The organism is Burkholderia sp. BCC0405 (genome assembly GCF_902833075.1).
Classification (GTDB): Bacteria; Pseudomonadota; Gammaproteobacteria; order Burkholderiales; family Burkholderiaceae; genus Burkholderia.
Map to the genome: position 1 here is coordinate 82,432 of NZ_CADFEO010000004.1, position 23,860 is coordinate 106,291.

At 67.6% G+C, this 23,860-nt stretch carries 31 protein-coding genes and 1 tRNA gene; 16 read left to right on the plus strand and 16 right to left on the minus strand.

The features are described 5' to 3' along the window. Positions 1-4 precede the first annotated feature (4 nt). From HWX36_RS07625 to hemN, 3 genes are all read right to left on the minus strand, one after another. Complete coding sequence (locus HWX36_RS07625) at positions 5-658, minus strand: protein-L-isoaspartate O-methyltransferase (protein ID WP_175951564.1); 654 nt, start codon at positions 656-658, stop codon at positions 5-7. A gap of 104 nt (positions 659-762) precedes the next feature. Further along, entirely contained in the window at positions 763-1,020 is a 258-nt protein-coding gene (locus HWX36_RS07630) for a hypothetical protein (protein WP_175951565.1), read from the minus strand. 79 nt (positions 1,021-1,099) lie between these two features. Next, positions 1,100-2,491 (minus strand): oxygen-independent coproporphyrinogen III oxidase, encoded by a 1,392-nt coding sequence (gene hemN, locus HWX36_RS07635; RefSeq protein WP_175951566.1) that lies wholly within the window; start codon positions 2,489-2,491, stop codon positions 1,100-1,102. A gap of 172 nt (positions 2,492-2,663) precedes the next feature. Between hemN and HWX36_RS07640 the strand changes: the two genes are divergently transcribed. The 3 genes from HWX36_RS07640 to HWX36_RS07650 all read left to right on the plus strand — a co-directional run bounded on the left by HWX36_RS07640 (position 2,664) and on the right by HWX36_RS07650 (position 4,470). Further along, positions 2,664-2,981 carry a YkgJ family cysteine cluster protein gene (locus HWX36_RS07640; RefSeq protein WP_175951826.1) on the plus strand — a complete coding sequence of 106 codons (318 nt, stop codon included), beginning with the start codon at positions 2,664-2,666 and terminating at the stop codon, positions 2,979-2,981. Further along, positions 2,978-3,559, plus strand: a complete 582-nt coding sequence (locus HWX36_RS07645; RefSeq protein ID WP_175951567.1) for a DUF1439 domain-containing protein — start codon at positions 2,978-2,980, stop codon at positions 3,557-3,559. Before HWX36_RS07640 ends, HWX36_RS07645 begins: the two co-directional genes overlap by 4 nt. Before the next feature lie 80 nt (positions 3,560-3,639). Continuing rightward, positions 3,640-4,470 carry an undecaprenyl-diphosphate phosphatase gene (locus tag HWX36_RS07650; protein WP_175951568.1) on the plus strand — a complete coding sequence of 277 codons (831 nt, stop codon included), beginning with the start codon at positions 3,640-3,642 and terminating at the stop codon, positions 4,468-4,470. Between the two features lie 114 nt (positions 4,471-4,584). On the opposite strand, the gene trmB is transcribed toward HWX36_RS07650, so the two are convergent. Both trmB and HWX36_RS07660 read right to left on the minus strand, forming a co-directional pair. Beyond that, positions 4,585-5,352, minus strand: a complete 768-nt coding sequence (gene trmB, locus HWX36_RS07655; RefSeq protein ID WP_175951569.1) for a tRNA (guanosine(46)-N7)-methyltransferase TrmB — start codon at positions 5,350-5,352, stop codon at positions 4,585-4,587. Positions 5,353-5,486: 134 nt separating this feature from the next. Beyond that, a tRNA-Gly gene (locus HWX36_RS07660) sits at positions 5,487-5,561 on the minus strand. Positions 5,562-5,928: 367 nt separating this feature from the next. Here HWX36_RS07660 and HWX36_RS07665 point away from each other — a divergent pair. The 3 genes from HWX36_RS07665 (at position 5,929) to HWX36_RS07675 (ending at position 7,858) form a co-directional block, all read left to right on the plus strand. Continuing rightward, a complete protein-coding gene (locus HWX36_RS07665; protein ID WP_175951506.1) occupies positions 5,929-6,102 on the plus strand; it encodes a hypothetical protein in 174 nt (57 codons plus the stop codon). Next, a complete protein-coding gene (locus HWX36_RS07670; protein WP_175951570.1) occupies positions 6,099-7,004 on the plus strand; it encodes an Imm72 family immunity protein in 906 nt (301 codons plus the stop codon). The genes HWX36_RS07665 and HWX36_RS07670 overlap by 4 nt, the downstream gene beginning before the upstream one ends. A gap of 509 nt (positions 7,005-7,513) precedes the next feature. Then, complete coding sequence (locus HWX36_RS07675; RefSeq protein WP_152864713.1) at positions 7,514-7,858, plus strand: cupin domain-containing protein; 345 nt, start codon at positions 7,514-7,516, stop codon at positions 7,856-7,858. Positions 7,859-7,980: 122 nt separating this feature from the next. Here HWX36_RS07675 and HWX36_RS07680 read toward each other — a convergent pair whose 3' ends face one another. Further along, positions 7,981-8,133, minus strand: a complete 153-nt coding sequence (locus HWX36_RS07680) for a hypothetical protein (RefSeq protein ID WP_175951571.1) — start codon at positions 8,131-8,133, stop codon at positions 7,981-7,983. 226 nt (positions 8,134-8,359) lie between these two features. On the opposite strand from HWX36_RS07680, the gene HWX36_RS07685 reads away from it, so the two are divergent. After that, positions 8,360-9,520 carry an enolase C-terminal domain-like protein gene (locus HWX36_RS07685; protein WP_175951572.1) on the plus strand — a complete coding sequence of 387 codons (1,161 nt, stop codon included), beginning with the start codon at positions 8,360-8,362 and terminating at the stop codon, positions 9,518-9,520. Here HWX36_RS07685 and HWX36_RS07690 read toward each other — a convergent pair. From HWX36_RS07690 to HWX36_RS07700, 3 genes are all read right to left on the minus strand, one after another. Continuing rightward, entirely contained in the window at positions 9,506-10,150 is a 645-nt protein-coding gene (locus tag HWX36_RS07690; protein ID WP_175951573.1) for a LysE family transporter, read from the minus strand. The two genes, HWX36_RS07685 and HWX36_RS07690, sit on opposite strands and share 15 nt — an antisense overlap. 124 nt (positions 10,151-10,274) lie before the next feature. After that, entirely contained in the window at positions 10,275-10,616 is a 342-nt protein-coding gene (locus HWX36_RS07695) for an SMR family transporter (RefSeq protein ID WP_175951574.1), read from the minus strand. A 130-nt stretch (positions 10,617-10,746) separates the two neighbouring features. Then, complete coding sequence (locus tag HWX36_RS07700) at positions 10,747-11,676, minus strand: LysR substrate-binding domain-containing protein (RefSeq protein WP_175951575.1); 930 nt, start codon at positions 11,674-11,676, stop codon at positions 10,747-10,749. A 169-nt stretch (positions 11,677-11,845) separates the two neighbouring features. On the opposite strand from HWX36_RS07700, the gene HWX36_RS07705 reads away from it, so the two are divergent. The 3 genes from HWX36_RS07705 to scpB all read left to right on the plus strand — a co-directional run bounded on the left by HWX36_RS07705 (position 11,846) and on the right by scpB (position 15,256). Continuing rightward, entirely contained in the window at positions 11,846-13,168 is a 1,323-nt protein-coding gene (locus tag HWX36_RS07705) for an MFS transporter (RefSeq protein WP_175951576.1), read from the plus strand. Positions 13,169-13,229: 61 nt separating this feature from the next. Further along, positions 13,230-14,453 carry a CaiB/BaiF CoA-transferase family protein gene (locus HWX36_RS07710; RefSeq protein WP_175951577.1) on the plus strand — a complete coding sequence of 408 codons (1,224 nt, stop codon included), beginning with the start codon at positions 13,230-13,232 and terminating at the stop codon, positions 14,451-14,453. Next, complete coding sequence (gene scpB, locus HWX36_RS07715) at positions 14,450-15,256, plus strand: methylmalonyl-CoA decarboxylase (protein WP_175951578.1); 807 nt, start codon at positions 14,450-14,452, stop codon at positions 15,254-15,256. The genes HWX36_RS07710 and scpB overlap by 4 nt, the downstream gene beginning before the upstream one ends. Positions 15,257-15,374: 118 nt before the next feature. Here scpB and HWX36_RS07720 read toward each other — a convergent pair whose 3' ends face one another. From HWX36_RS07720 to HWX36_RS07735, 4 genes are read right to left on the minus strand one after another with little or no spacing between them, the layout of a single operon-like run. After that, on the minus strand, positions 15,375-15,914 hold the full coding sequence (locus HWX36_RS07720) for a chromate transporter (RefSeq protein WP_043181677.1): 540 nt from the start codon (positions 15,912-15,914) through the stop codon (positions 15,375-15,377). After that, positions 15,911-16,522, minus strand: a complete 612-nt coding sequence (locus HWX36_RS07725) for a chromate transporter (RefSeq protein WP_175951579.1) — start codon at positions 16,520-16,522, stop codon at positions 15,911-15,913. The genes HWX36_RS07720 and HWX36_RS07725 overlap by 4 nt, the downstream gene beginning before the upstream one ends. A 55-nt stretch (positions 16,523-16,577) precedes the next feature. Continuing rightward, positions 16,578-16,757, minus strand: coding sequence for a hypothetical protein (locus HWX36_RS07730; protein WP_175951580.1), 180 nt, complete (start codon positions 16,755-16,757; stop codon positions 16,578-16,580). A 59-nt stretch (positions 16,758-16,816) separates the two neighbouring features. Then, a complete protein-coding gene (locus tag HWX36_RS07735; protein WP_175951581.1) occupies positions 16,817-17,572 on the minus strand; it encodes a DeoR/GlpR family DNA-binding transcription regulator in 756 nt (251 codons plus the stop codon). Between the two features lie 81 nt (positions 17,573-17,653). Between HWX36_RS07735 and HWX36_RS07740 the strand changes: the two genes are divergently transcribed. From HWX36_RS07740 to HWX36_RS07760, 5 genes are all read left to right on the plus strand, one after another. Continuing rightward, complete coding sequence (locus tag HWX36_RS07740) at positions 17,654-18,253, plus strand: NUDIX domain-containing protein (protein WP_175951582.1); 600 nt, start codon at positions 17,654-17,656, stop codon at positions 18,251-18,253. Then, positions 18,250-18,630, plus strand: a complete 381-nt coding sequence (locus tag HWX36_RS07745) for a DUF4406 domain-containing protein (RefSeq protein WP_175951583.1) — start codon at positions 18,250-18,252, stop codon at positions 18,628-18,630. The genes HWX36_RS07740 and HWX36_RS07745 overlap by 4 nt, the downstream gene beginning before the upstream one ends. Positions 18,631-18,812: 182 nt before the next feature. After that, positions 18,813-19,682 carry a Sir2 family NAD-dependent protein deacetylase gene (locus HWX36_RS07750; RefSeq protein ID WP_175951584.1) on the plus strand — a complete coding sequence of 290 codons (870 nt, stop codon included), beginning with the start codon at positions 18,813-18,815 and terminating at the stop codon, positions 19,680-19,682. Between the two features lie 193 nt (positions 19,683-19,875). Then, positions 19,876-20,262, plus strand: a complete 387-nt coding sequence (gene crcB / locus HWX36_RS07755; RefSeq protein ID WP_175951585.1) for a fluoride efflux transporter CrcB — start codon at positions 19,876-19,878, stop codon at positions 20,260-20,262. Between the two features lie 23 nt (positions 20,263-20,285). After that, a complete protein-coding gene (locus HWX36_RS07760; RefSeq protein WP_175951586.1) occupies positions 20,286-20,636 on the plus strand; it encodes a DUF190 domain-containing protein in 351 nt (116 codons plus the stop codon). Between the two features lie 8 nt (positions 20,637-20,644). On the opposite strand, the gene HWX36_RS07765 is transcribed toward HWX36_RS07760, so the two are convergent. Further along, complete coding sequence (locus tag HWX36_RS07765; RefSeq protein WP_175951587.1) at positions 20,645-21,208, minus strand: YggT family protein; 564 nt, start codon at positions 21,206-21,208, stop codon at positions 20,645-20,647. 75 nt (positions 21,209-21,283) lie between these two features. Next, on the minus strand, positions 21,284-22,213 hold the full coding sequence (locus HWX36_RS07770; protein ID WP_175951588.1) for a DUF2520 domain-containing protein: 930 nt from the start codon (positions 22,211-22,213) through the stop codon (positions 21,284-21,286). A 516-nt stretch (positions 22,214-22,729) separates the two neighbouring features. Between HWX36_RS07770 and HWX36_RS07775 the strand changes: the two genes are divergently transcribed. Further along, a complete protein-coding gene (locus HWX36_RS07775) occupies positions 22,730-23,026 on the plus strand; it encodes a hypothetical protein (protein WP_006488565.1) in 297 nt (98 codons plus the stop codon). Positions 23,027-23,150: 124 nt separating this feature from the next. Here the strand turns inward: HWX36_RS07775 and HWX36_RS07780 are convergent, their stop codons facing one another. Then, positions 23,151-23,819: a LysE family transporter gene (locus tag HWX36_RS07780; protein WP_175951589.1), complete on the minus strand. Its 669-nt coding sequence runs from the start codon at positions 23,817-23,819 to the stop codon at positions 23,151-23,153. Positions 23,820-23,860 lie beyond the last annotated feature (41 nt).

Consider the following 23,860-nt stretch of genomic DNA (forward strand, 5'->3'; position numbering starts at 1 on the left):
TCGCTCAGAACTTGAAGCGCGACGGCTCGATCGCGTTGACGAGGTGGTCGATGTACGTTTCGAACACGTCCGCGACGCGGTACTGCTTGTCGTCGATGCGCGTGATGATCTGCGCCTTCATCACCGGACGGCCGCCGACGAATGCCGCGAGGCGGCCGCCGACCTTCAGTTGTTCGAGCATTTCCTGCGGCACGGCGGGCAGGCCGCCCGCGACGCAGATCACGTCATACGGCGCCTTGCCGGCCCAGCCGCGCGAACCGTCGCCGAGCACGACTTCCGCGTTGGTCACGGCGTCGTTGCGCAGGTTGTCTTCCGCGAACTTCGCGTTGGTCGGATCGATCTCGACGGCCGTCACGTGCTGCGCGCGGTGCGCGAACAGCGCAGCCAGGTAGCCCGAGCCGGCGCCGATGATGAGCACGTTCTCGTGTTTCTTGACCGTCAGCTCCTGCAGCACGCGCGCTTCGACGCGCGGGAACAGCATCTTGCTGCCGCCCGGCAGCGGGAGTTCGAGGTCGGCGAACGCGAGATCGCGGTATTCGGCCGGAACATAGTTTTCACGCTTGACGATCGACAGCAGGCCCAGGACGTCGAGATCCAGCACGTCCCACGGCCGGATCTGTTGTTCGATCATGTTGAAACGCGCGTTTTCGATATTCATGGTGTGGTCACGCAGCCGAGTCGGCCATCAGCGGGGATAGAGAAACTTCGTGATTGTACCAAACGGGGCGGCCGGGAAGCCTTCAGGCGGCCTGCAACAGACCTTTACCCCTTGCTCTTCTTGATCTGCGCCTCGAACGCGAGGTCGAGCTTGCTCGCCTTGCGCGGCTTTTGGGGGCCGAATTGGTCGACGAACTTGACGAACTCGTCGAGTGGCAGCGGCTCGCAGCGCTTTTCGGAGGCGCCGCCGGAGCGGTCGACGAGATAGAACAGGCCGCCCGCCGTCGCGACGGCCGCGAATTGCGGGTTGCCGGAGCGGGTCTTCAGACGTTCGACCGCGTGGGTCGCTTTGGTGGTGCGCATCGTGCGGATTCTGGCGGGGCGTAAGCCCCACACTGTATCAAACCGGCCGCCCGCGTGCGGCCGGCCGGGGCCGCCGAATTCAGACCGTGCGCGAATAGCGCTGCTGCTGCGCCTGGCCGAGATACGCGTCGAATGCCATCGCGATGTTGCGCACGACCATCCGGCCGGCCGGATGGATCGTCAGGCGGTCGGCCGCGATCGTCAGCAGCCCGTCGCGCTCGAACGGGCTCAATGCGTCGAGTTCGCGCGCGAAATGATCGGCGAAGCGGATGCCGTGCGCGGCCTCGACGTGCGAGAACGGCAGGTCAAGGTTGCACATCAGTTGCGTGATCACGTCGCGGCGCAGCCGGTCGTCGGGCGTGAGCCGTACGCCGCGCGCGATCGGCAGCCGGCCCGCGTCGAGCGCGGCGCCGTACGCGGGCAGGTCTTTCGCGTTCTGCGCGTAGACGTCGCCGACCTTGCCGATCGACGACACGCCGAACCCGACGAGGTCGGTATCCGCACGCGTGCTGTAGCCCTGGAAATTGCGCTGCAGCGTGCCGTTGCGCTGCGCGCGCACGAGCTCGTCGGACGGCCGCGCGAAGTGGTCCATCCCGATGTACACGTAGCCGGCCGACGTCAGCATGTCGATCGCGAGGCCGAGCAGCGCGATGCGCGTCTCCGGCGGCGGCAGTGTCGCGTCGTCGATCTGACGCTGCATCTTGAACAGGTGCGGCATGTGCGCGTAGCCGAACACCGACAGACGGTCTGGCGCGAGTTCGATGATCGTTTCCAGCGTGCGTGCGAACACGGAGACGGTCTGGTGCGGTAGCCCGTAGATCAGGTCGACGCTCACCGAATGAAAGCCCGTCGTGCGCGCGGTGGAGAGCAGGTCGGCCGTCATCGCGAGCGGCTGGATGCGGTTGATCGCCTGCTGCACGACCGGATCGAAATCCTGCACGCCGAGGCTCAGCCGGTTGAAGCCGATGTTGCGCAGGTGGACGAGCGTCGCGGGCGTGGCCGTGCGCGGGTCGATCTCGATCGAGAATTCGGCGTCGGCGTCCGGCGCGAGCGCGAAGTGCTCACGGGTGGCCGCCATCAGCTCGGCCGTTTCGTCGTCCGACAGGAAGGTCGGCGTGCCGCCTCCCCAGTGCAGCTGCGTGACCGGGCGCGCGGGATCGAACAGCGCGGCCTGCAGCGCCATCTCGCGCTTGAGCTGGTCGAGATACGGGCGCGCGCGGCGGCGGTTGTTGGTCGCGATTTTGTTGCAGCCGCAGTAGAAGCACGCGGTGTTGCAGAACGGGATGTGGAAGTACAGCGACAGCTCGCTCGACGACGCGCCGGGGTCGCTGGCCGCGCGGACATAGTCGGCCGGGTCGAAATCGTCGCGGAACTGCAGCGCGGTGGGGTAGGACGTATAGCGCGGCCCGTTCGCGCCGTACTTCGCGAGCAAATCGGGACGGAACATTGTGTCGGCAGAACCGGAACGCATGGTGGTCTCGCGCTTTTTAGATGCTTTCGAGTATATAAACGCGCGATTGGACTGCATTGTGTAATAACGTCGCAGCCGGCGATGGCACAATGCGGGGTGGGGCTGCCGGCACCGCGTCCGGTTGCCGCACCGTTTTTTGTTGTTCGTTCGAGAGAGCCGCGTGTCCGTCGAAATGCCTGTCCGCCCGGCGCCCGCCGATGTCCCGCCGCCGCATGCGTGCCGCGAGGGCTGCGGCGCGTGCTGCATCGCGCCGTCGATTTCCAGCCCGATACCGGGCATGCCCGACGGCAAGCCGGCCGGCGTGCGCTGCGTGCAGCTCGGCGACGACCTGCGCTGCCGGATCTTCGGCCGCCCCGAGCGGCCCGCGTGCTGTTCCGGGTTGCAGCCGGCAGCGGACATGTGCGGCGCGTCGCGCGACGACGCGCTCGCGTGGCTTACGCGTCTCGAGGCCGCGACGCGGCCGTCGCAACCAGGAGAGTGTCCAGCATGACCGTACCTTGCGCGCCCGGCCGGCGCCGTTTTCTCGCCGCAACCGTCGGCGCCATCGGCGTGACGCTCTCGCTCGCCGCGTGCGCGTCGACGTTCCCGTTCATCCCCGATCACTACACGTTCTCGCGCGGCGACGTGCAGAAAGCCGTCGCGCGCAAGTTCCCGTACCAGAAGACGGTCGCGCAGGTCGTCGACGTGTCGCTCGCGAACCCGGCCGTCAACCTGCTGCCCGACCAGAACCGCGTGGCCGTGCAGCTCGACGCCCATTTCGCGAGCCCGTTCCTGCGTGCGCCCGTCAGCGGCAAGTTTACGGTGTCGGGCCAGCTGGCTTACGACGCGCCGAGCCGCTCGGTCGTGCTGAAGTCGCCGGCCGTCGACAGCCTCGCGCTCGACGGCGACGCGCAGATGTACGCGCAACAGGTCGGCGCGGCCGCCGGCCTGCTCGCGACGCAGTTGCTGACCAACTATCCGATCTACACGTTCAAGCCCGAGCAACTGCAATTTGCCGGGGTGAACTACGAACCCGGTACAATTACGATTCTTACAAACGGCATACGCGTGGCGATCGTCGAAAAATGACGACGAACCGCGCTCGGCCGTAGGGGGTCGCGCGCGAGTGAGTGGCCCATTCATTCGACCATTTCGGAGTTGGGCCACGGATGGACTGGATCCTGATCTGCAAGGCTTTGATCCTCGGCGTCGTCGAGGGGCTGACGGAATTCCTGCCGGTGTCGAGCACCGGCCACCTGATCGTCGCGGGCAGCTTCCTGAATTTCAACGATTCGCACGCGAAGACGTTCGACGTCGTGATCCAGTTCGGTGCGATCCTCGCGGTCTGCTGGGAATACCGGCAGCGGATCGCGTCCATCGTGTCCGGGCTGCCGAGCCGGCCCGACGCGCGGCGCTTCACGCTGAACGTCGTGATCGCGACGATTCCCGCGATCGCGCTCGGCCTCCTGTTCGAGAAGAAGATCAAGGCCGTGCTGTTCTCGCCGGTGCCTGTCGCGTTCGCGCTCGTCGTGGGCGGCGCGATCATCCTGTGGGCCGAGGCGCGGCAGCGCGAGCGCAGCGAACCGCCGCGCGTAGTGTCGGTCGATGCGCTGACGCCGCTCGATGCGCTGAAGGTCGGCATCGCGCAGTGTTTTGCGCTGATTCCCGGCATGTCGCGCTCGGGTTCGACGATCATCGGCGGGATGCTGTTCGGCCTCGACCGGCGCGTCGCCACCGAATTCTCGTTCTTCCTCGCGATTCCGATCATCTTCGGCGCAACGCTCTATGAAACCGTCAAGGACTGGCAGGCGTTCACCGTCGATTCGCTCGGCCTGTTCGCGCTCGGCCTCGTCGCGGCGTTCGTCAGCGCGTTCGTGTGCGTGCGCTGGTTGCTGCGCTATGTCGCGACGCACGATTTCACGGTGTTCGCGTGGTACCGGATCGGGTTCGGGCTGTTCGTGCTGCTGGTCGGGTACAGCGGCTGGCTGAACTGGGCGTGATGCGGGCGCCGGTGTCCGGCGCGCTTCTATAAGCAAACGGCCCGATCGGCAGATGCCGGTCGGGCCGTTTTGTCTTTCGGGGCGGTGCGACGTGCGCCGCCTCGGCGGAAGGGCTCAGCCTGCGCGCTTGCGGAACACCAGGTCCCACACGCCGTGGCCGAGCCGCAGCCCGCGCCGTTCGAACTTCGTCACCGGGCGGTAGTCGGGGCGCGGCGCATAGTCGGCGGCCGTGTTTTCGAGCGTCGGCTCCGCGCCGAGCACTTCGAGCATCTGTTCCGCGTAGTTCTGCCAGTCGGTCGCGCAGTGAATGTACGCACCGGGTTTCAGGCGCGACGCGAGATGCGCGACGAGCGGCGGCTGGATCAGGCGGCGTTTGTGGTGGCGCGCCTTGTGCCACGGATCGGGGAAGAAGATGTGCACGCCGTCGAGGCTTTCCGGCGCGAGCATGTGCTCGAGCACCTCCACCGCGTCGTGCTGGATGATGCGGATGTTCGTCAGATCCTGCTCGCCGATCAGCTTCAGCAGCGCGCCGACGCCCGGCTCGTGCACCTCGACGCCGAGGAAGTCGTCGCCTGGGCGGTTCGCGGCGATTTCCGCGGTCGATGCGCCCATCCCGAAGCCGATCTCGAGGATGCGCGGCGCGCTGCGGCCGAACACCGCGTTCCAGTCGGGCAACGCCGGCGCGTACGGCACCACGAAGCGCGGGCCGAGTTCGTCGAGCGCGCGGCGCTGGCCGGTCGACACGCGGCCGGCGCGCGTCACGAAGCTGCGGATGCGGCGGTGGTGCAGCGGATTGACCGCGTCGGTGCCTTCGGCGGCTTCGTCGGGAATGGTGTCGTCGTGCGGCGGCAGGCCGGCTTCGTTCGGATCGTCGTGCATCATCGGTGACAGAGAAAAGCTGTGTTGCGGGCGAGGGCCCGTTGCGCGCGGCAGTGCGCCGGGGGAACCGGCATATGGTACAAAAAAGCCGCCTTCGACGAGGCGGCTCATGCGCAGGCTGCGATGCAGCCGGAAAGTGGAGCGGGCGATGGGAATCGAACCCACGTCATCAGCTTGGGAAGCTGAGGTAATGGCCATTATACGACGCCCGCAGAACGCGCAATTCTACAGGGGTTGGGGTGGGGAAGGCAAGCGGGAGGTTTCGGGCGGTCGTAGCGAGACTGGCATGGCTCGATACTGGAGCGGTGGCGTCGCTGGCGGTGCCGGGTTTACGGGATCGGCCATCCACGCCGAGGGCACCCGCTTCGGCGCGCTGTAATCGGAGCGGAATTTCAACGGCCCAACGGATGGGTCGAATACGCTTCTCGAGCGATTCGCGTTTGAACGCCTGGTTCGATATATTGCTGGCCTCGGCGGCCGACATTCTCATGACTTGTCGGCCCCGCTACGATTTCGGCGATATAACCGGGGAGCCGTTCCATTGAGAGCGCGAGCCACCGTGGGCTTGCAATAAATACGATGACGCTGTGGATTCAGCAGGCGAACAAGTCTTATCTGCCAGTCAACGGATATATCCATACGGCGCGCAGGCTGGCCGAGCGCGAGCGATCGGCCAAGATCGGACACGAAGGTTATGCGCGGAGAGCGCTAGCCGATGGCGGCAAACAATCGACGGACGAACAGGTTCCATGATGTTGAATATTTTGACCATGACCCCCGAGCAGGAACGGGATGCGCGAGCAAAGGCGTTTTATCTGCTCAAGAAATGGACGAGTGTCACGTTCCTCGACTACGCGGTTGGACTATATCGGGACTTTCTCGGTGCGTATGCAAAACAACTGGACACACCGAGCCCAAATCAGGTGGAGCTCGAGGAAGCCTACTCACATGATTTCTCGGGGGCACTGGTGCGCATGGATCTGGGCATCGATGCATTGCGCCGAGGTCTTGACAAACGAGCAGCATACGACGCGTTGGTTACAGGAAGCCGGCAAGGTGGCGACCTGTTGTTTGGACGGAGTGCGCTTGAAATCGGTCGTAGATACGATCCGTTTTTTCATTCACTGGGACTGAAGGACACCAACTTTTCGGATCCGGTGTACGCCACCGGGTTCGCGGAGGGCGTGTGGATCGAGAGATTGATTTGCTACGCGCTCAAGTGCACGGTCGGATTCGATTTTTCCGAATACCTCACCTATGGCAAGCGTGCCGACGGCGGCACTCGCGTGTTCACGCATTGGACGTATGAATCGTTGTTCCAGGATCCGTTATTTCCTGCCTGGCGATATTGGCCGCCCGGTCGCAGCTATCCCGCAGAGCTTCCTCCCTGTCCGCCGAAGAACGAATCAGCAAGCGGCGAGATTGACAGCGATCAGGAGATTCCTGTCGAGGGTATCTGGGAGCCGTGGTTTCCGGCCGGCAAGGTGGGCTGTCCGAGCTACTTCCTCAAAGGCAGTATTGCCCACAAGTACCTATTGGAAGGTACCAACGACGAACATGTGGTGCGCTGGCGGCTTCTGTGGGAAGACAAGCGCTACCGGGATGGCAGCATTCCGGCGGAGGAGGAAACTTACCTCCCCAAGCCCGTCGTGTAACCGAGGCTACGGGGGGCTGCCCGGAGAGCCTTGTCCGCGCACCGGTTTCCGTTGTTCATGAGGGGACAAGTCGTGTCGATCCCATACGTGACCTCGGGCGGCTTGCGGAGGTCGAGATGGAGCCAGTTGCAGGGATGTGGAACGCTCGAACCGAGGGTTGCCTGGCCGTTGTGGGATGGCCTGTATCGCGGGGATAGTCGTCGCACGGACTACATCAAATGCCCCAACGATTTTCCACCACTGACCATTGATCAGATTCGCGACCTGGCTACGGCAGTTCGCGAAGATTTCGGCGGCAGGAGGATGCGGATAAAAGCGCGGTCCATCGACGCATTTTGCCCGATTGGTTGAACCCGCAAACCTGGGGCCATTCCACCCGAGCCAGAGGGAAGCGCGCTTGCAGACGAGCCGGTGTCGAAAATAGACGAGTCGGTGTCGGAAGCATACAAGCCCCAGCAACGCTTCCGAACTAACGTGACGGATCACTTACCCGATCGTTTGGAGCTGACATGTCCGATTTCATCACCGTTTTGCGCGAAACCTGTCCGACGCCGGTCCTTGATGCGACCAAGTGGAAGCGCATCGGCGGCGATCCGCACACCGTGAACCTCAACGCCTACGTCTCGAAGGACGGCAGCAAGATCATGGGTACCTGGATCTGTACGCCGGGGAAGTTCGAGGTGAACTACGAGAAATGGGAGTACTGCCATTTCCTCGATGGCTACTGCATCATCACGCCGGAAGGCGAGGAGTCGGTGCACCTGAAGGCCGGCGACGTATTCGTGATCGAGCCCGGCATGAAAGGGACGTGGGAAGTGGTGGAAACGGTGCGCAAGTACTTCGTTTTTGCCTGAGCGGGTTGATCGGTTCGGCCTGCGCAACAGGCGCCGGTCGTTCCGGCGCATTGAACCGCACCCTTCGGCCGATACCCCCGAATAGGGATCGCTGCCGGGATGACCCGCGAGGAATTTCGCGCTCAATAGCACTCGTTCCGGTCCGGAAGCAACGCGTCGAGCGTGGTCGCATGCTCGGCCGGGTCGGCCATCCCGCCGCTCGCGCCCTCGATCGACAGCATTGTGACGCGGCGTTGCTTGGGGCCTGCCGTCAGGCCCGTCTCGCGAACATTCATGCTCCAGTGCCGGGCGTGCTGTTCGACGAACCGCGCGTCGCAGGCAGCGATCGCATCCGTACGCCGATACGATGCGGCGCGATTCGGACGCCGCCGGTCGGATTGCAGGACGGTCGCGAGCCTGCGTGACTTCGCGCATGCGCCTATGATGCAGCGATCCGGCAGTCGCACCGGCCGCCATGCGAGCATGACCCGCGCACACCGAACGTTTCCCGGAACCCCGCCCATGCGCATCACCGCGATCCACGAACAAGCGATTCCCGTGTCCCGCTATGCCGATCCGGCGATCCCGTCCGGCGGGCTGACGACGAGTGTCGTCGCGGTCGTCACCGACGTCGTGCGCGATGGCCGCCCGGTGACGGGCTATGGCTACGCGTCGATCGGCCGTTTCGCGCAGGGCGGCCTGATCCGCGAACGGTTCGCGCCGCGCCTGCTGGCCGCCGCCGACACGCTCGCCGACGAAGCCGGCACGAACCTCGATCCGTTTCGCGCATGGCGCTCGATGATGGCCGGCGAGAAGCCCGGCGGACATGGCGAACGATGCGTCGCGGTTGGCACGCTCGACATGGCGATCTGGGATGCCGCCGCGAAAATCGCCGGCCTGCCGCTCCATCGCTTTCTCGCCGACCGGCTTGAACGCACGGCCGCACCACGCGTGCGCGTGTACGCGGGGGGCGGCTACCGCTATCCGCATGACGACCTCGCGCGTCTGTCGGACGAGATACGCCGCATCGCCGATCTGGGCTACACGCACGCGAAGATCAAGATTGGAGGCGCGGATCCTGATCAGGACCGCAGGCGCATCGAAGCGGCTGCCACGCAACTGGCTGGCAGTTCGCATCTCGCGGTCGACGCGATGAACACGTACGATGCGACGACCGTCGAAGCTGCCGCCGCGATGCTCGCGCCGTTCGATCTCTGGTGGTTCGAGGACATTTGCGATCCGCTCGACCTGCCGCTCCAGGCGGATCTCGCCGCGCGCTACGCACCGCCGATCGCGGCCGGCGAAGCGTTGTTCTCGCTCGCGGAAGCCAAGCTGCTCGACCGCTACGGCGGCCTGCGTCCCGAGCGCGACGTGCTCGTGTTCGATCCGGTGCATTGCTACGGGCTGCCGGGCTATCTGCAGATCGTGGATCACTTCGCATCGCGCGGCTGGCGGCGCGACGCATTCTGGCCGCACGGCGGCCACCTGTTCTCGCTGCACGTCGTCGCCGCGCTCGGGCTCGGCGGCGCGGAAGTCAGTCCGTTCGCGTTTCGTCCATTCAGCGGACTGGCCGATGGCGCAAGCGTCGACGCCGGATACACACGGGTACCGCAGGCACCGGGCATCGGCTTCGAACTGCATGCCGGCGCAAACGACCTGTTTCGCACGTTATCGAGCCGCTGATGCCTGAAGCGCGTCGATCGCGAAACGCACCGCGAAGCCGAGCATCATCGCCGCGACGAAGAAATCGAGCACGCGCCATGCGAGCGTCCGGGTGAACCACGCACGGCACGCACGTGCGCCATAGGCGAGCATCAGGAACCACACGAGCGAAGCCGCCATCGCACCGAACGCAAACGGTGCCCGTGCGGCCGGCATGCGGCTCACGATCATCGTGCCGAGCAGCAGCACGGTGTCGATCCACGCATACGGGTTGAGCAATGAGACGGCGGCGGTCGCGAGCACCGTGCGCGAGAGCGTGGGCTCCTTGCCCGTGTGTGGGCCATCGACGGGCCCGGGTTGTCGCCGCCAGATCGCCGAGCGCAGCGCGACCAGGCCATAGCCGGCGAGATACGCGATGCCGGCCCACAGCGCGGCCGACACCACGCCGGGATGTCGCGACAGCAGCGATGACAACCCATGCGCGCCGAGCGCGATCAGCAACGCGTCGCTGCCTGCGCAGACGAGGGCAATGGAAAGCAGATGGGGGCTCGAGAGCGAGCGCTTGATGACGAACGCGTCCTTGGGGCCGACCGACGTGAACAGTCCGGCGCCAAGCAGCAGGCCTTCGACGAAGGCAGAGGTGTCGAGCACGAGCGGGCCGACAACCTCTTAAGCTGAACCGGTGATGGTTACGATGCGAGCAACGTTAAGGGGTGTCGGGGGAGGTTGTCAATGCCCCCGGTGCCCGCGTGCCGGCAACCGGCGGGGATCACGGTCAGCGCGTCGCCGCTTCGCCGAGGTTGAGCGCGACGAGCGCACAAACGGTCAGCGCGATGCCGGCGAGCTTCAGCGACGACACCGATTCATCGAAGCAGACAATGTCGATCACGGCCGTGGCCGCGGTGCTGGCGGCGGCCCAGCTCGCATACGCGAGCCCCATTTCGAGCCGCTTCGTCGCGAGTGCCATCAGCCAGACCGCGCATGCGTAACAGACGACAGTGAGCGCGGAGGGGAGCGGGCGGGAAAAGCCGGCCGAATATTTCAGGCCGACGGAGCCAAGTACTTCGGCGAGGACACTGGCGCCCAGCAGAAGCCAGGCAGACTGGAACGGGGACACGAACGGCCTCCTTCCCCCGACGCTTATACCGAGCGGCGAGGAGGAGCGGAGGTGTCAGCGGTACCCAGGATGAACGGAGCTTAGTACGCGCGGCTTCGCAGCACAAGTCACGACGCACGCGGCGCTCCAGTCACGCACGGTCGGCCTGCCCGGCCGCCCACTCCGGCCGCTGCCCGAGCGTGTCGAACAGCCGGACGATCTCCGCCTTCACCTTCTGCACCGCGTTGCTGACGAGCGCCGTATCGTGCCAGCACAGCGACAGGTCGCGCGCGAACAGCCGGTGCGCGACCGTCGACAGCTTGAGCTTGCGCTCCTCGATCTCGACGTGTGCAGCCGTCCACGGCAGGATCGTCACGCCGAGCTGCGCCATCACGGCCGCGAACAGCAGCCCGGTCGAGCTTGCCTCGAAGCTGATTTCGTACGACAGCCCAGCCTCGCGCATCGCCCAGTCGACACGGTTGCGGATCGTGTTCGGCGCGCTCGGCAGCACGAGCGGCATCTGCGCGATCGCGTCGAGCGGCACGGGATCGTCCGGCACCTGGAACCCGGGCCACGTGATCAGGTACAGCGTTTCCGTCAGCAGGCGGTGGATCGCGATGCCGCGCGTGTCGACCGCGTCGACGACGATCGCGAGATCGAGCCGCGCGCGTTCGAGCAGCGTGTCGAGATCGGCGCTCGGCGCCTCGATCAGCTCCAGCATGATGCCCGGATAGCGGTCGCGCACGGCGCGGGCGAGCGGAATGGCCAGCACGCGCGCGGTGCTCGACGGCATGCCGACCGTCACGCGGCCCTGCGGCGTGTCGGCATCGCGGCGCAGCAGCTCGCGCGTGCCATCGGCCTGGCGCAGCAGTTCGAGCGCGTGCTGGTACAGCGTGCGGCCGGCGGCGGTCGGCGCGACGCCGCGCACGCTGCGTTCGAGCAGCTGCATCCCGAGATCCTGTTCGAGATTGCGCATCTGCTGGCTGACCGCCGGCTGCGCGACATGCAGCGCCTCGCTCGCATGCGTGACGTTGCCGTATTCGACGACCTTCACGAAATAGCGCAACTGCCTCAAGTCCATCGCCGCCCCTCCCGATTCGAGCCATAAGCGAATCCGATCGAGCGAGATGAATATCATATTTTTCTGTGATCGATGGTGTTTCTATACTCGTCTCACACAAGAGCCAGCGTGCCGGCCATTCCGGACCGGACGCGGCAAAAGCGCCGGTCCCGCCGGCAAGGAGACGAAGATGTTCAAGGCGATCGACGCGCCGGCGGCCGGCGCGAAGCCGCGGCGCACGCCGCTCACGCGCGAGCAGGTGAAGGGCTTCTGGGCCGTGTATGCGGGCTGGGTGCTCGACGGCGTGGATTCGGTGATCTACGCGCTGGTGCTGATTCCCGCGCTGACCGAGCTGCTGCCGGCGTCCGGCATCGCGGCGACGCCCGCGAATCTCGGGATGTACGGCTCGATCCTGTTCGCGCTGTTCCTGATCGGCTGGGGGCTGTCGTTCATCTGGGGGCCGCTCGCCGACCGCTTCGGCCGCGTCCGCACGCTCGCCGCGAGCATCCTGATCTACTCGGTGTTTACCGGCGCGGCCGCGTTCGTGCACGACGTGTGGGCGCTGGCCGCGTGCCGGCTGATCGCCGGGATCGGCGTCGGCGGCGAATGGGCGCTCGCGGGCACCTACGTCGCCGAGAGCTGGCCGGAGGACCGCCGCAAAATGGGCGCCGGCTATCTGCAGACGGGCTACTACTTCGGCTTCTTCATCGCGGCGTGCCTGAACTACACGATCGGCGCGACCTACGGCTGGCGCGCGATGTTCCTGTGCGGCCTCGCGCCGGCGCTGCTCGCGGTGTTCACCGTGATGCGCGTGAAGGAGCCCGGCCAGTGGCGCCGGCATGACGCCCGCGACGGCGACGCGGCCGACGCGCGCCGCGCACATCCGCTGCGCGAGATCTTCGCGCCGGCCTTCCTGCGCCGCACGCTGACGAGCGCGAGCCTCGTCGGCGTCGCGATCGTCGGGCTGTGGGCCGGCTCCGTCTACGAGGCGAGCGCGGTCAGCACGCTGGCGGCGCGCGCGGGCATCGATCACATCGGTGCAATGCGGCTCGCATCGATCGGCGCGGCGATCCTGTCGTGCGCGACGATCGCAGGCTGCCTGGTGGCGCCGTGGCTGTCCGAACGGCTCGGCCGGCGCACTGCGCTCGGCGTGTATTTCGCGGGCATGGCCGCATCGATCGTGTTCGCGTTCGGCTGGGCGTTCTACCAGCCGAACGGGCTCGCGGCATTCATGGTGTCGCTCGCGTTCCTCGGCTTCTTCGGCGGCAATTTCGCGATCTTCTCGCTATGGCTGCCCGAGCAGTACCCGACGCGCGTGCGTGCCACCGCGTTCGCGTTCAACGCGTCGGTCGGCCGCTTCATCGGCGCGGGCGTGAACTTCCTGCTCGGCGCCGCGATTCACGGTTACGGATCGCTCGGCGTGCCGGTTGCATGGACCGCGGCCGTGTTCGGGCTCGGCATCCTGATCCTGCCGTTCGCGGTCGAAACGCGCCACCAGACGCTGCCCGAATGAGCGGCACGCCGCGAACGCCCGGCAACCAGCCACACCCAGTCATCAATATCAGGAGTCCGGAATGCAGGCATTACAAGGAATCAGGGTCGTCGATCTGAGCCGCGCGCTGTCGGGGCCGTTCTGCTCGATGGTGCTCGCCGATCTCGGCGCCGACGTGATCAAGGTCGAATCGGGGCCGCACGGCGACATGAGCCGCGCATGGGGGCCGTTCGATCGCGGCGTGAGCACGTACTACCTGTCCTGCAACCGCAACAAGCGCGGCATCTGCGTGGATTTCCGGCAGCCGGCCGGACTCGACGTCGTGCGGCGGCTGATCGCGCAGGCCGACGTCGTGATCGAGAATTTCAAGGCCGGCACGATGGACGCGATGGGGCTCGGCTATTCGGCGCTGAGTGCACGCGACCCGCGGCTCGTGATGGGCAGCGTCACCGCGTTCGGCCCGCGCGGCCCGTTGCGCGACTGGCCGGGTTTCGACCAGATCGCGCAGGGCTATGCGGGGTTGATGAGCCTCACCGGTTTTCCCGACGGCGAGCCGACCCGCACGGGCACCGCGATCGGCGATCTCAGCTCGGGGATGTGGGTCGCGACCGGCGTGATGGCCGCGCTGTACGAGCGCGAGCGCACGGGGCGCGGCCAGCATGTCGGCACGTCGCTGCTCGAAAGCCTGGTTTCGCTGCTGAGCGTGCACGGGCAACGCTACCTCAGCCTCGGCGACGTGCCGCGCCGCACCGGCAATGCGCATGCGGTGATCGCGCCGTACGGCGTGTTCGAGACGGCAGACGGGCCGCTCAATCTCGCGCCGATCACGACCGACATGTGGCTGCGGCTGTGCCAGTTGCTGGATCTGCCCGAGCTGCCGAACGATCCGCGCTTCGCGACCAACGACGCGCGCGTCGCGCACCGCGACGAACTGAAAGCGTTGCTCGAAAGCCGGTTGCGCACGCGCGGCAAGCGCGAATGGACGCAGCGTTTCGTCGACGCCGGGCTGCCGGCCGGGCCGATCAACACGCTCGATGAAGTATTCGACGATCCGCAGCTCGCGCATTGCGGGCTGGTCGAGCCGGTTGCGCATCCGACGCTCGGCACGCTGCGCCAGGTCGTCACGCCGCTCGGCGGGATGGGTGACGCCGTGCCGGCGCCGCGCACGCGCCATGCGCCGCCGCTGCTGGGTGAGCATACGATCGACGTGCTGCGCGAAGCGGGCTATGGCGACGACGCGATCGACGCGCTGCTGGCCGAGCGCGCGATCTTCCAGGCGGAAGCAGTGACGGAGGCCGTGCAATGAACGACACGAAACACGACGGCGCGTCGCGCGTGACGGTCGATATGGCTGGCGAGCGGATCGCGCGGGTGCGGTTCGCGAATCCGGCGCGACGGCATGCGCTCGACGCGCCATTGCTCGATGCGCTCGTCGCGCGTCTCGACGCGCTGGCCGGACACCGTCCGCCACCCGTCGTGATCCTGTCGAACGACGGCAGCGGCGACGTGTGGAGCGCGGGGCACGACCTGCGTGAACTGGCCGACGATCGCGATCCGCTTGCGTACGGCAAGCCGCTCGAACGGGCGCTGCGGCGCGTGCGGACCTATCCGGGCGCGGTGATCGCGGCGGTGTCGGGCTCGGCGTGGGGCGGGGCGGTCGATCTCGTGATGAGCTGCGACCTGGTGGTCGCGGCGCGCGACGCGCGTTTCGCGATGACGCCCGCGAACATCGGTCTGCCGTATTCGACGAGCGGCCTGCTGCGCTTCTACGACAATCTGCCGATCCACGTGCTGAAGGAGATGTTCTTCTGCGCGCAGCCGCTCGATGCGGAGCGCGCCGCGCATCACGGGCTCGTGAACCGGCTGGTTGACGCGGGTGGGGTCGACGATGCGGCGCTCGACGTCGCACGTACGATTGTCGCGAAGGCGCCGCTCGCGGTGCACGCGGTGAAGGAGCAGTTGCGCGTGCTGCAGGACGCGCGGCCATTGCCGGCCGACGCGTTCGAACGGATTGCCGAGCTGCGCCGGCAAGCGTGCGAAGGCGCGGATTTCGACGAAGGGCTGCGTGCGTTCGCGGAACGGCGCGCGCCGGTGTTTCGCGGCGTCTAGTCGATGGGGTGCACGAGCCGGGCGAACCGGCGGCGAGAAGTGCGCGGACGTGCTCGCGTCGCCGCGCGGGTATCGGATGCTTGGTTCGCCGCCGCCTTCGCGAACGCGTCGCCGCGTCTCACATGCCGAGCGCGTGCACGCCGACGAGCAGCAGCGCGCCGATCGCGATCAGCAGCAGCGCGTGAACGCGCGTATACATCACGCACAGCGTCGACGCGACCGCGATCGCGCGCGCGGCCCAGCCGCCGTCGAGCGCCTGCAGCAGCACCCACACCGACGCGAGGATCATGCCGGCCGCGACCGGGCGCAGGCCGGCTTCGAGCGCGATCTGCCAGCGCGCGCCCTGGTGCCGCCGCCACAGATGCGCGACGCCGTAGATCAGGAACGCGGTCGGGCCGAACAGCGCGAGCGTCGCGATCACCGCCCCCCAGAAGCCGGCCACCTGCCAGCCGATCAGCGTCGCCAGCAGCGAGCCGGGGCCCGGCGCCATCCGCGCGATCGCGAAATCGTTCACGAATTGCGTGGCGGTCATCCAGTGATGCACGTCGACCACTTGCCGCTGGATGTCGGCGATGATCGCCTGTCCGCCGCCGATCGTCGCAATCGACAGCGGCGCGAACACACCGAACAGCGCGGCATAGCGTTGCGATGCGGTCATGGCGAGTCGCTCCCGGCCGGCGTCGCGGCCGCGCGGCGATATTCGAGCGCGACGCTCAGCGTGCCGCCGGCCAGCACGGTCCATACGAGCGGCCAGTGCAGTACCGCAACCGACACGAAGGTGAGCGCCATCACCGCGAACGGCAGCGCGCGGCGCGGCAACCGGCGCACGGCGGTGATCGCCATCGAGATCGACAGCCCGATCGCCGCGGCCGCTGCGCCGGCGAGCGCGACATGCGTGAGCGCAAAGCGCGTGAGGGTCGAGAACGCGATGCCGAACAGCACGATCAGCACGGCCGGCGGCGCGATGATGCCGGTGAAGCCGGCCACCGCGCCGCGCCATCCGGCGAGCCGGTAGCCGATCCAGATCGCGAGGTTCTTCACGTTGACGCCCGGCAGCGCCTGCGACAGCGCGAGGCCGTTGAGGAACGCTTCCTCGTCGAGCCAGCGCCGCTCGTACACGAAGTCGCGCATCATCCGCCCGCTGAGCCCGCCGCCGAAGCTGGTCAGGCCGATCTGCGAGAACGCTATGAACAGCGCGAGGACGCCGGGCGGCGGTGCGTCGCCTGCTGGCGGTGCAGGTGAGGTGGCGGCGGAGGGCGGGGGCATCGGGTGGGCGGCGCGTGGCGGTTGGGCGATCGCCCATGTTAGCAAGCGGACCCTGTCAGCACGCTGACATGGGCGCGGCGGCGACGCGATGAAAGGGCGCGGCCGAGTCGACGGACGCGTTCCGGCGCATCCGCGCATCCGGCACATCCGGCGCATCCGGCGCATCCGGCACATCCGGCACATCCGGCACATCCGGCACATCCGGCACATCCGGCACATCCGGCACATCCGGCACATCCGCGCATCCGCACATCCGCACATCCGCACATCCCTCGTGAGCGCACCCCGTCGCCGCTATGCGCGCACGACCGTCACCCCTGCCGCCTCGATCGGCTTCGTCAACGCGGCGTCGGTTTCCTTTTCGACCACCACGGTATGCGCCAGCGTGATTTCGCCGATCACGAACTGCGACGCCGCGCGCAGCTTCGACTGCGACGCGAGCACGACCGTCTCGGCCGCGCGTTCGGCCAGCGCGCGCTTGATCGCCGCTTCCTCGAAATCGCCGGTGCTGAGCCCCGCGACCGGATGCACGCCCGTGACACCCATGAAGTACAGGTCCGCATGGATGCGCGCAATGCCTTCCATCGCCGCTGCGCCGACGGCGACGATCGAATGCTTGTAAAGCCGCCCGCCGATCAGGATCACGTCGATCGACGGATGTGCGGCGAGCGCCACCGCGACACTCGGGCTGTGCGTGACGATGGTCGCGCGCAGGTCGGCCGGCAACTGGCTGACGAGCAGTGCGGAAGTCGTGCCGCCGTCGACGATCGCCACCTGCCCGGGCGCGATCATTTCCGCGGCCCGCCGTGCGATGCGCCGTTTTTCGGCCGGCTCGAGCGCCTCGCGCTGCGCGAACGGCGCAACGGCCGGCGACGCCGGCAGCGCGCCGCCATGCACGCGCTGCAGCAGGCCTTCGGCCGCGAGCTCGCGCAGGTCGCGGCGGACCGTGTCTTCGGACACGCCGAATTGCGCGCTCAGCTCGACCGCCAGCACCTGGCCGTCGCGCGCGAGTGCGTCGAGGATCGCTTTCTTGCGTTGTGTCGTCAGCATCGTGATTGCACGAATCTTCTTGAAGTTGCACGAATATGCACGTTACCATGGGCGCCGTCTTTTGTCGAACGGGAGGCTGGGATGGCTGCAACGCGGGACCGTGTCCGCATCGTCGATACGACGGTGCTGTCCGATGACTGGTATGTGCTGAAGAAGGTGACGTTCGATTTCCTGCGCCGCGACGGAACATGGCAGCGCCTGAGCCGCGAGACCTACGATCGCGGCAATGGCGCGACGATCCTGCTGCGCAAGGCCGGGACGGGCGATGTGCTGCTGACGCGGCAGTTCCGGATGCCGGCGTTCGTCAGCGGGCACGACGGCATGCTGATCGAGGCCGCTGCCGGCCTGCTCGACGACGCGACGCCCGAAGCGCGCATCCGCGCCGAGGCCGAGGAGGAAACCGGTTTTCGCGTGCGCGGCGTGCGCAAGGTGTTCGAGGCGTTCATGAGCCCGGGCTCGGTGACGGAGAAGCTGCATTTCTTCGTCGGCGAATACGATGCGTCGCTGCGCACCGGCGACGGCGGCGGCGTCGCGGAAGAGGGCGAGGATCTCGAGGTCGTCGAGATGCCGCTGCAGGCGGCGCTGGACGCGGTCGAGCGCGGCGAGATCGTCGATGCGAAGACGATCATGCTGCTCCAGTACGTCGCGCTGCGGGAAACCGCCGGCGTGGGCCCGGCATGACGCCGCTGCTCGTGCTGGTCGCCGGCCCCTATCGCAGCGGCACGGACGGCGACCCCGCGCGCATCGCTGCGAACCTGCGCCGGCTGGAGGAGACGGCGCTCGCCGTGTATCGCCGCGGGCACGTGCCGATGATCGGCGAGTGGGTGTCGCTGCCGCTCGCGGTCGCGGCCGGGTCGCGACAGGTCGGCGACGCGATCAGCGAGGCGTTCCTGTACCCGGCCGCGCACCGGCTGCTGTGCCGCTGCGACGCGGTGCTGCGTATCGACGGCGCGTCGCGCGGGGCGGACGCGGATGTCGCCCTCGCGCGGCAGCTTGGCAAGGCGGTCTATTTCGCGGTCGACGACATTCCGGTCGCACCGCACGATTCGGATAGCTGAGCAGACGGGGGGCGCCCGGTCGCGGCGCCTCAGGCTGCATCCTGCATCGCCCGGCCGCCTGTATCGCCCACGGCCGGGCGAGCTCGCGTCGTGCCGTTGCATCGCGCACGCCGCGCTGCACGCGATCCGGCGTATGATCGCGACGCCACCCGCGCACCGCTCGACACTACCGCCGCCGCATCATGCCGTTTTCCGATTCCGCTGACTCCACTGCTGCTGCTGCCGCGCAACTGCCCGACGATCTCGTCGCCTCCGCCGTTGGCGCGCTCGCGCGCGCCGACGCGTTGCTCGTGACGGCCGGCGCCGGTATCGGCGTCGATTCCGGGCTACCCGATTTTCGCGGCACGGACGGGTTCTGGCGCGCGTATCCGGCGCTGCGCCACGAGCGTTTCGAATTCCACGAGATCGCATCGCCGCACGCGTTCCGTGCGCGCGCGCCGCTTGCGTGGGGCTTCTACGGGCACCGTCTCGCGCTCTACCGTGCGACGGTGCCGCATGAGGGCTTCGCGATCCTGCGCCGCTGGATCGACGCGATGCCGAACGGCGGCTTCGTCCTGACGAGCAACGTCGACGGCCAGTTCCAGAAAGCCGGCTTCGATCCGGCGCGGATCGTCGAGATCCACGGCTCGATCCACGCGATGCAGTGCCTGCGCCCCTGTTCGGACGACACGTGGGACGCGGCGCCGTTCGTGCCGGACGTCGACGAAGCCACCTGCCGCCTCGTCGGCGACATGCCGCGCTGTCCGCACTGCGGCGGCCTCGCGCGGCCGAACATCTTGATGTTCGGCGACACCGGCTGGCTCGGTGCGCGCTACGACGCGCAGCAGCGCGCGCTGGAAGACTGGATCGCGCAAGCCGGGCGGGTCGCGGTGGTCGAGATCGGCGCGGGCACCGCGATTCCGACCGTCCGCCTGCTGAGCGAACGGCTCGGCGCCGACGTGATCCGCATCAACGCGCGCGAAGCGCATGCGCGCCGTGCGGACGTGATCGGCTTGAAGGGCGGCGCGCTGGCGACGCTGAGCGCACTCGACGCAGCCTGGCAATGCGCGTGAGCCTGCGGACGGGCGAGGCGACCTGAGCCTGCGGGCATCCCGCCGGCGGTTGCCGTTGCGGGGTCGCGGCGAATCCGCATACAGTTCAGCGTATGCCGCCCGCGCCCGCGCAGTAAGCGTCCGGGATCGGACATCGCCCGGGCAACCGGGGGCCGGCGGCTGACTCCAGCCGCCTCATCGATCGGGAGTGGCCTTGTTCTATTCGATCGTCGCGATTTTCGTCGGCGCCGGGCTCGGCGCGTTGCTGCGCTGGTTCCTGAGCCTCGCGCTCAACGACTTCTTTCCCGCCGTGCCGCTCGGCACGCTTGCCGCGAACCTGATCGGCGGCTACGTGATCGGCATCGCCGCCGTCGTGTTCACGACCCGTGTCGGCCTGCCGCCCGAGTGGCGGCTGTTCGTGATCACGGGCTTTCTCGGCGGCCTCACGACGTTCTCGACCTATTCGGTCGAAGTGATGACGCATGCGGTGCAGGGCGAATTCGGATGGGCGTTTGCGTTGGCTGCCCTACACTTGACTGGATCGTTCGCGCTGACGGCGCTCGGCATGTGGACCGCGCGCGTATGGCTCGCGGCGGCCTGAGCGTGCCGCCATCGGAGGGTGCGATGGACAAGATCTTCCTGCGCTTCTATGTGCACGAGAAGCATCGGCTGCACTGGAAACCGCTATGGGAATGGCTGTTGGAGGAGGCGAACCGGATGGGCGTCGCGGGCGGTTCCGCGTTTCGCGCGATGGCCGGGTTCGGCCAGCATCGCGTGCTGCACGAGGATCGCTTCTTCGAACTGCAGGGATCGCTCGCGATCGAGATCGAATTCATCGTCACCGAGGACGAGGCGCAGCGCTTGCTCGACCGGCTGTCGCACGAGAAGGTGCGCGTGTGCTACGCGATGATGCCGGCGCGCTTCGGCGTGATCGACACGCTCGGCGCACCGCCGGCGCAAGAGCCGGCGGCGTAGGGGGGGCGTCAGATGCCGAATATCGTCAGCGACACGGCGGCGCGCGTGACGATCATCAGCAGCACCTGCACGATCACGAACAGCAGGATCGGCGACAGGTCGATGCCGCCGAGGTTCGGGATGATGCGGCGCAGCGGGTTCAGGAACGGCGCGGTGAGCTGGTAGAGGATCGGCATCGCCGGCGAGCGCGGGTTGAGCCACGACAGCAGCGCCATCAGGATCGTCATCCAGATCACGAGATTGAGCGCCCACTTCACGACGGTGAGCAGCGCGACCACGACGAGCGTCGCGATCACCGACGCCGGGTCGAAGCCGGCCATCACGACCATCAGCACGACGTAGACGAGCGCGGTGAGCAGCGCGGCGACGACGCTGGCCCAGTCGATGCCGCGCACGCTCGAGATCACGCGGCGCAGCGGCAGCACGAGCCAGTTGGTCGCCTGCAGCACGGCCTGCGTGACGGGGTTGTACGGTGGCACGCGGACGGCCTGCATCCAGACGCGCAGGATCAGCGCGGCGCCGAACAGCGTGAAGACGGTATTGAGCAGAAAACGGGCGATCTCGCCGAACATCGTTGGCATCCTTTTTATACAGTCGGTAGCGTGCGGCCGCCAACGCCGGATGGCGGCGCATCGGCCGACACCTTATCACGCCTCGTCTCGCGACGGGGAGGGGGGCGCGGCGGTGCGCGCGAGCGACGTTTCGACGGCGTCGGCGAGCGCCGCCAGCGACGCCGGCGGCGTGGCCCGCTGCGCCGCGAGCGCGACCGCGCGGCGCGTCAGCAGCGCGTACAGCGTCGCGTGATCGCCGCCGCGCGCTTCGAGCAGTGCCAACTGGCGTTCGACGATACCCGTATCGCCGCGCGACACCGGGCCGGAGAGCGCGTTCGCGAGCCCCTTGTCGCGTGCGGTCTCGATCGTGCCGGCGAGCATCGGCAGCAGCGCGCGCAGCGCGGCGTCCTCGTCGAAGCCGAGGCCGCGCCACAGCTCGACCGCTTCCGCCAGCCCGCACAGCGCGAAGCTCGCCGCATAGTGCGCGGCCGCGTGATAGAGCATCCGGCCGCCGGCCGGAATCGACAGCGGATGGCAGCCGAGTGCGGCAGCAAGTCGCATCAGCGTCGCGTGCAACGCGCCGTCGGCTTCGATCGTGACCGAGCAGCCGTCGATGCGGGCGAGGTCGGCGTCGGCGCCGCCGAACAGGTAGAGCGGATGGAAGCCGCCGGTGGCCGCGCCTTGCTGCTTCGCCGGATCGAGCAGTGCGACCGCCGACGCGCCGCTGCAGTGAACGACGGCCTGCCGCGCCGCGCGCGAAGCATCGAAGTGCAGCGCCGCGGCGGTCGACGCGAGATGATCGTCGGGCACCGTCAGGAAGATCAGGTCGGCGGCGTCGGCGACCTGCTGCGGCGTGTCGACCGCCTGGCAGCCGTCGATGCGCGCGGCGAGCGCCGCGGCAGACGCGGGCGTGCGGCTCGCGAGCGCGACGACCGGAAAGCCGGCCCGCGCGAAGCGCTGCGCGACGCAGCGCGCGAGACGGCCGGCGCCGATGAAGCCGAGGCGGGGTGTGTCGGGGAGGGACATGGCAGCGGGCGTAAGCGAAAACGAAGCAAGCGCCAGTATCGCAGGAATGACGGCGGGGCCGCGCAACGGCTGGTTCCATGCAGGCAGGTGCCTGACTGACCGGTACGCGGCGCGATATCGTGCGTGTATCGGCGCCGGGCGTCGCGGTCGATGCACGATTCTATAATCCGACCCCAAAACATATCGCACCCGTATCCGGCTTGAAATGTCGGCATCTTGTCTCAAATTTGTAATCGTTCATTACGGTTGCGTGCCTGTTGTGCGCGCCGTATCCGGTAAGACTGACCGGCCATGACGTTGCGACCCGACTCCTCGGACGGAATCGCGCGGCCCGCAAGGGTCGCCGCAGGCGCTGCAAGCCGCGCCGCACGGCGGCGCCGGCCGCTTGCAATTGCAATTTGCAACAAATGCACGACACGTGAGGGGCGGGTTTTCGCTACATTGCTTCCATGCGACGTGCATGCCCGCCGTTGCCGACAGGGGCGCATAAAATACCGCTCCAGCAGGAGAATCGAAGTGAAAAAGCTCATTCCGTTCATTGCCGCCGCCGCGCTGGGCCTGGGTGCCGCAAGCGCTGCGCAAGCTCACGTGTCGATCGGGGTCGGCATCGGTATTCCGGTCGCGCCCGCGTATCCCGTCTATGCACCGCCGCCGCCCGTGTACTACGCGCCGCCGCCCCCGCCCGTCTATTACGCACCGGCGCCGGCCTACTACGCGCCGCCGCCCGCCGTGGTCGTCGGGGGCTACTATGGCCGTCCGTACTGGCGTCATGGTTACGGCGGCTGGGGCCATCACGGCTACTGGCGTCGCTGATTCGCGCCGCGCGGCCAGACCGCGCATGGCAAAACGGCGCAACGTCCCGAATGGGGCGCTGCGCCGTTTTTCTTTTGGGGCCGCCGCCTGACACCGTCGCGCGGCCCATGCAGGCCGGCCTCGATTACACCGCGCGCACGATCAGGTCACGGTAGCCGCCGACGATCACGCTGTACGAGAAATACGCGAACAGCAGCGCCGACGCGATGTGACACGCGCGCATCAGCCCGGCGCCCGCGCGCTTGCGGCCCTGGCTCGCGAGCGTGCACATGAAGAGCGTCCACGCGAGGCCGCCGAGAAAAAAGCCCGACAGGAATACCGACGCGGTGGCCGGTGTGGTCGCGCCGGCTTTCGCGATCAGCGCGCCGCCGACCGCCGCGAACCACAGGATCGCGCTCGGCGACGACATCGCGAGCAACATTCCGCGCAGGAAACTGCGCCGTGCGCTGGCGCGCGGCAGCGGCGCGTCGTCGGCATCGTCGCCGGTCGCCTTGGCGGGCGTGAGCGCTTCGCGCGCCATCTTCCACGTGAGGAACAGCAGTACCGCACCGCCGCCGATCCACACGATCCAGCGCACCGGTTCGAACTGCAGCAGCACGGCCATCCCCGCGAGTGCGAGCGCCGCGTAGACGAGGTCGCCGACGCACGAGCCGAGGCCGAGCCAGAAGCCCGGCCGGAAGCCGTGCGACAGCGTCAGCGACAGCATCGCGACGTTCACGAGGCCGATGTCGAGACACAGCGACAGCGACAGAAAGAAACCGTCGGACAGCATGGAGGCGGGCGGAAAGATCATCTGCGTTGTTCTTGTGGCGATTTGTGGCAGTGGCACGCCAT